The following is a 6000-nucleotide window of genomic DNA, read 5'->3' as shown; positions in this document are numbered from 1 at the left end:
GCGTTGATGGATCCGATGCTCGAGGAGTTCGGGCGGGTGCTCGAGACGTTGGAGTATTCGGAGCCGACGATTGCGGTGGTGTCGAATGTGACCGGTTCACCGGCGGATATTGCTTCGCCGGAGTATTGGGTGCGGCAGGTGCGTTCGACGGTGCGGTTCGGTGATGGTCTGCAGTTCCTTGCCGGTCAGGGGGTGTCGACTTTCGTCGAGGCTGGTCCGGATGCGGTGCTCGCGGGGTTGGTCGAGGGTAATGGTGTTACTGCTACGTCGGTGGCGTTGCAGCATGGTGGGCGTGGTTTCTTGCATGCTCTGGCGCGGTTGTTCGTGGCGGGTGTGTCGGTGGAGTGGGGGCGGTTGTTCGTCGGGCTCACGCCTGGGCGGGTGGAGTTGCCGACGTATGCGTTCCAGCATGAGCGATACTGGCCCGAGCCTGCGGCTGTGGCAGTGCCTAGCCAGGATCTGGTGGATGCCCAGTTCTGGGAGACCGTCGAAGAGGGTGACGTACGGGAGCTTGCTCGGTCCTGGGGTGTCGAGGACGACGTCGTTTCGGATGTGGTGCCGGGCATATTGCGCTGGCGAGAAGAACGTCGTCGGGAAACCGAGGTCCAGCAGTGGGGCTACAGCGACAGCTGGGTCACGGTCGACGAACTACCCGCTGAGTCACAGTCGGTTATCGCGGTCGTACAGCCAGGTGGCATCGACCTCTGGACCCGTGCGGTCATCGAAGCGCTTAACCCAGTTCAACTGGTCGAATTCACCGCCGGTCAGTCCCTGCCCGATGTTGCAGGTGCGGTGGTGTCGCTGCTCCCCGGGGAGGATCTCGTAACGACAGTCGACTTGGTGCGGGCAGCACGAGAATCCGGTGCGGGGACACGGTTGTGGGTGATCACTCGCGGTGCTGTAGTGGCTTTGCCCGGTGACCCAATCTCCCGGCCGGGATCGAGCGTGGTTTGGGGTCTTGGCCGGGTGGCTGCGCTAGAACATCCTGGACTGTGGGGCGGTCTCATGGATCTCCCCGACAATCTCGACGATCTCGCCTTAGGTCGGCTTCAGCGCTTGTTGACGGCCGATCATGGTGAGGACCAACTAGCTATCCGTTCCAGCGGGGTGTTTGCCCGCCGCCTTGTGCGCAGGCCGTTAGGTGGTGGCTACGAGGCGTGGCGTACCAGCGGGACTGCGCTGATTACTGGCGGCACCGGCGGTCTTGGCGCCCACGTGGCGCGATGGGTGATTGAGCGCGGAGCCGAACATGTTGTGTTGCTATCGCGCCGCGGTCTCGCCGCTCCCGGTGCCGGGAGCTTGCGCGCCGAGCTGGAAGCCGCCGGGGCAACAGTCAACGTCGTCGCCTGTGATGTTGCTGATCGCGCTGCGCTGTCCGATGTTCTCGCAACTATTCCGACCAACCATCCGCTCCGTACGGTCGTCCACACCGCCGGCGTGCTTCACGCACCCACCCCGATCGAATCGCTGAGCGTCGAGTCGCTCCACCAAAGCCTGCGCGCGAAGCTGACCGGCGCGATGCTGCTCGACGACCTTACGGCCGATGTGCCGTTGGACGCCTTCGTTCTGTTCTCGTCCGGCGCTGCCTCGTGGGGCGGCACCGGGCAGGGCGGATATGCAGCGGCGAACACCAGCCTGGACGCGTTGGCGCACCACCGGCGTTCTCGGGGCCGAGTCGCAACGTCGATCGCCTGGGGAACGTGGGCCGAGGTCGGGATGGCCGCCAACGATATCGAACATCGAGATTACCTGACCCGGCTGGGTGTGCGGCCGATGTTGCCGCGGCCGGGAATCCTTGCCCTGCAACTAGTTCTGGAACAGGACGAGACGGCGGTGACGGTAGCCGACATCGAATGGTCAAGGTTTGCGCCAGCGTTCACTCTGACGCGGCCGAGCCGGTTGTTCGACCAGATCGCGGAAGCCGTGCCCGCAGTCGAGGAACGGGGCACCAGCGCCGCGATGGAGTTCGCGGCGTTGTCCCCTGAGCAACGCCGCGGTCGGCTGACGGAAATCGTATTCGGGCATGCGGCTGCAGTGTTGGGGCATGTTAGCGGCCAAGATATCGATCTAAGTCGCTCGTTCCGGGACGCCGGGTTCGACTCCATCACGGCGGTGGAGTTCCGCGACCACCTGCAGGCATCCACTGGGCTAATGCTTGAGGCCACGCTGGTCTTCGATTACCCGAGTCCATTGCGACTAATCGATCACCTCGACGTGCAGCTGAGTGGCTCGACCGACCCCGATGAAGAGATCAGGCAGCGACTTCTAGCCGTGCCTCTGGACAGGCTCCGCGAGGCAGGCTTGCTCGACGTCATCCTCACACTCGCCGAAAACTCATCTGCGGGCTTCCCTGAGTCGGGCGCGGCCGAATCGGTGACGGACCTACTCGTCGCGGACGTTGACGACCTCGTGCGGATCGCGCTCGGCAATGCCGAGGACCGATGAACTTGCCCGTGCACCTCACTGTGTAATACCGACCGAAGGGCACCATGAAAATCTCTGCCGCAGTCCTCGACAGCGTCCGAAACCCATTCGTCCTGAAGAATATCGACCTCGCCGACCCTGGTCGGGCAGAGGTCCTGGTCGAGTTGCACAGCTCCGGGATCTGCCAGACGGACGTGGCTGTCCAGCAGGGGCATGTACCGTTCCCGCTCCCTGGCGTCCTGGGCCACGAGGGCAGCGGGGTCATCCAAGCGGTCGGCGGCGACGTGACCGGGTTCGCTGTGGGCGATCGTGTCTGCTTGACCTTCGCGAGCTGCGGCGGCTGCGGCAGTTGCAGCGCCGGCCTGCCGTCCTATTGCGATACGTTTGTCGCCCGTAACTTGATGGGCAGGCGGCTTGACGGCACTAGCCCGCTTTCGCTTGATGGCACTTCGATCGGTGGAAACTTCTTCGGTCAGTCCTGCTTTGCGTCGCATGCGATCGCCGATATCCGGTCTGTCGTGAAGATCCCCCACGAAGTGCCGCTGGCGCTCGCCGCGCCGCTCGGATGCGGAGTACAGACCGGCGCTGGTGCAGTCCTCAACTCGCTTCGCGTCGAGCCCGGGAAATCCGTGCTCATCCTCGGTGCGGGTTCGGTGGGTCTCAGCGCTGTGATGGCCGCGGTGCTGGCCAACGCCGCAGAAGTGATCGTCGTCGAACTTGTGGAGTCACGTCGGCGACTGGCCGCCGAGCTCGGTGCCACGGCGGTACTTGACCCAGCAAACGGACCAATATCTGAGCAGGTCCGCGAGCTGCTCCCGCAGGGCGTGAACTATGCGATCGACACCACTGCGCAGCCTGTGGTACTCGGCGAGGTGGTGAAAGCGATGGCCAAACGCGGAGCTATCGGCCTGCTTGGTGTGCCAGCGGACCCGGCCAGCACGTTACCGCTGAGCCTGGGCATGAGCCAGATCCTTGGATTGAAGGTCGTCGGCATCGCTGAGGGCGACAGCAACCCCGCCCAGTTCATCCCATGGTTACTCGGCATGTACATCAACGGCCGGTTTCCTCTCGACCGGCTTGTCACGACACGCCCATTTTCGGAATTCAACGATGCAATCGCAGCTCAGATCCGTGGTGAGGTAGTGAAGATGGTGCTGACGCTATGACCGTGGACTACAACCTGCTATTCGTCGGCGGTGGCTGGAAGCAGCCTGCGACGAGCAACCGCATCACTGCGTATGCGGCAAGCACCGGGGAACCCGTCGGAAGCGTGCCTGAGGCGCTTCGGCCCGATGTAGACGCCGCTGTCGCCGCAGCTCGGGCCGCATTCGACGATCCGGCCGGCTGGCCCCGGTTTCCGGCGTCCGAGCGTGCGGCGGTGCTGGAACGTTTTGCCGAAGCCTTTGCCGCCCGCGGGCCTGAGATCGCGTGTCGGGTGAGCATTCAGAACGGGATGCCGATCAGCTTGTCCGGGGTTCTTGAGGCATCGGCACCGCCGATGCTGCTGCGGTACTACGCCGAACTCACCGAAAAGTGGTCAAAGCCCGACGTCAGACCTGGTCGGTTCGGTGGGCGCGCGATCGTCGTACCCGAGCCTGTCGGGGTGGTCGCAGCAATAGTGCCGTGGAACGTGCCACAGGGCATCACGTTCATGAAAATTGCCCCCGCGCTCGCGGCAGGTTGCACTGTGGTGCTGAAGCCCTCGCCGGAGACTGTGCTCGATGCGTTCCTCATGGCTGAGGCCGCTCACGAGGCGGGGCTGCCGCCTGGAGTGTTGAACATAGTGCCTGGCGGCGAGGACACCGGTCGCCATCTAGTGCGGCATGTGGGGGTGGACAAAGTGTCGTTTACTGGGTCGACCACGGCGGGCCGCGAGATCGCCGCGACCTGCGGGGGTTTGCTTCGTCCGGTGTCGCTGGAGCTTGGAGGAAAGTCGGCTGCGATTGTTCTGCCGGACGTGGACCTCACAACCCTCATGGACCGGTTCTTCCGTGCCACCTTGCTCAACAATGGCCAGCTCTGCTGGTTGGGTACTCGCGTACTCGCGCCACGGTCACGCTACGACGAGATCGTGGACGCCGTGACGGGGCTCGCGAAATCGCTGGTCGTGGGTGATCCGCTCGACCCGGAAACCCAGTTGGGACCTTTGGTATCGGCACGCCATCGCGACCGTGTAGCCGCTGCGATTGACTGCGGCGTCCGCGACGGTGCTCGCCTTACCGCCGGCGGCTCTTGCCCAGAAGGTCCCGGTTGGTATCTGGACGCGACCGTGTTCGCCGACGTTGATAACGGCTCGGCTCTCGCTCGCGAGGAGATCTTCGGGCCCGTTCTCGCAGTCATTCCGTATCGCGACGAGGACGAGGCTATAGCCATCGCGAACGATAGCGAGTATGGACTCGGGGGGTCGGTCTGGACCGCAGACCCGGACCGAGGCCTCGCCGTGGCTCGCCGTGTACACACCGGCTCGATCGGGGTCAACGGCTATGCCAACGATCCGGTAGCTCCATTCGGAGGAGTGAAGGCAAGCGGGTTTGGCCGTGAGCTTGGCCCGGAAGGCCTTGCCACGTATCAGGTTTCGAAGTCGATCTACATCGACCAGCTCGTCTAAGGAAGGTTAGTAATGACTGAACGACTCACCGGCAAGGTCGCCATGATCACCGGCGCCGCTCGCGGGCAGGGCCGCAGCCACGCGTTCCGGCTGGCAGAAGAGGGTGCGGACCTGATCCTGGTAGACATTTGCAAGAATATCGACACGCTCGCATACTCCCTGGCCTCGCCGGATGACCTGGCCGAGACCGCTTCAGCGGTCGAGAAGCTGGGTCGGCGCGTGGTTACGGCACAGGCCGACACCCGCGACGCAGACGCACTGGAGGACGCTGTTGACCAGGGTGTCGCGGAACTCGGAAGCCTTGACATCCTCGTGGCTAATGCGGGCGTCGCCATGGCGCACCCCTCGACCAGCGACCGACAGGCATTCCGCGATCAGCTGGAGATCAACACTATCGGTGCGTGGAACACGGTGCATGCCGCAGCACCCAAGATGATCGAGGCGGGCAACGGCGGGGCCGTAGTTGTCATTAGCTCGGTGATGGGCCTGAGCGGCAAGATCGGCAGCAGCACAGGTGGTGCGGAGGGCTATGTGGCGTCCAAGCACGCGCTGCTGGGACTCAGCCGAGCCTGGGCACATTGGCTGGGTAAGTACGACATCCGCGTGAATTCGATCCATACCACCGGGGTACGCACGCCGATGTTGATTAACGACGCCGTCAAAGCAGTGCACACCAAACCGCCGACAACTGGTGCGGAAGTCGGGCACATCCTCGACGTGACGATGCTGGAAGCGAGCGATGTCAGCAACGCCATCGCCTGGCTCGTCTCTGACGAGGCGCGCTACGTCACGGGTGTAGCGCTGCCTGTAGACGCCGGATTCAGCACCCCGTGACGCACCGAGGTGGCCTCCGTTACGAGAGAAGCCAGCTCTCGGCGGAGTTGTTCAATAGTTCGCACCTTAGGCGGTGTCTCACGTCGTTGTGATTCGTTTGCCCCGCGTCGGCGGAAACTGCACGCGAGCAAGGC

The 6000-nt window shown here is 63.9% G+C and carries 4 protein-coding genes; all 4 read left to right on the top strand.

The genetic code is table 11. The features are described from left to right. Positions 1 to 2445 (top strand): type I polyketide synthase (locus ACIP5Y_RS47900; RefSeq protein ID WP_400360517.1); only part of this gene is annotated, 2445 nt, incomplete at its 5' end. A gap of 44 nt (positions 2446 to 2489) precedes the next feature. Then, the gene (locus ACIP5Y_RS47895) at positions 2490 to 3590 is read left to right on the top strand and encodes an NAD(P)-dependent alcohol dehydrogenase (RefSeq protein ID WP_400360516.1); all 1101 of its coding nucleotides are present in this window, start codon (positions 2490 to 2492) and stop codon (positions 3588 to 3590) included. Continuing rightward, positions 3587 to 5032 carry an aldehyde dehydrogenase gene (locus ACIP5Y_RS47890; protein WP_400360515.1) on the top strand — a complete coding sequence of 482 codons (1446 nt, stop codon included), beginning with the start codon at positions 3587 to 3589 and terminating at the stop codon, positions 5030 to 5032. The genes ACIP5Y_RS47895 and ACIP5Y_RS47890 overlap by 4 nt, the downstream gene beginning before the upstream one ends. 12 nt (positions 5033 to 5044) lie before the next feature. Continuing rightward, the gene (locus tag ACIP5Y_RS47885; protein ID WP_400360514.1) at positions 5045 to 5866 is read left to right on the top strand and encodes a mycofactocin-coupled SDR family oxidoreductase; all 822 of its coding nucleotides are present in this window, start codon (positions 5045 to 5047) and stop codon (positions 5864 to 5866) included. Positions 5867 to 6000 lie beyond the last annotated feature (134 nt).

The organism is Nocardia sp. NPDC088792, assembly GCF_044750615.1.
GTDB lineage: Bacteria > Actinomycetota > Actinomycetes > Mycobacteriales > Mycobacteriaceae > Nocardia.
Note: the sequence above shows the minus strand (reverse complement) of the source record. Positions and strands in the feature narration are given on the sequence as shown.

Coding starts and splice junctions, on each gene's coding strand:
- ACIP5Y_RS47885 (WP_400360514.1), top strand. CDS start 5,045: ATGACTGAACGACTCACCGGCAAGGTCGCCATGATCACCGGCGCCGCT.
- ACIP5Y_RS47895 (WP_400360516.1), top strand. CDS start 2,490: ATGAAAATCTCTGCCGCAGTCCTCGACAGCGTCCGAAACCCATTCGTC.
- ACIP5Y_RS47890 (WP_400360515.1), top strand. CDS start 3,587: ATGACCGTGGACTACAACCTGCTATTCGTCGGCGGTGGCTGGAAGCAG.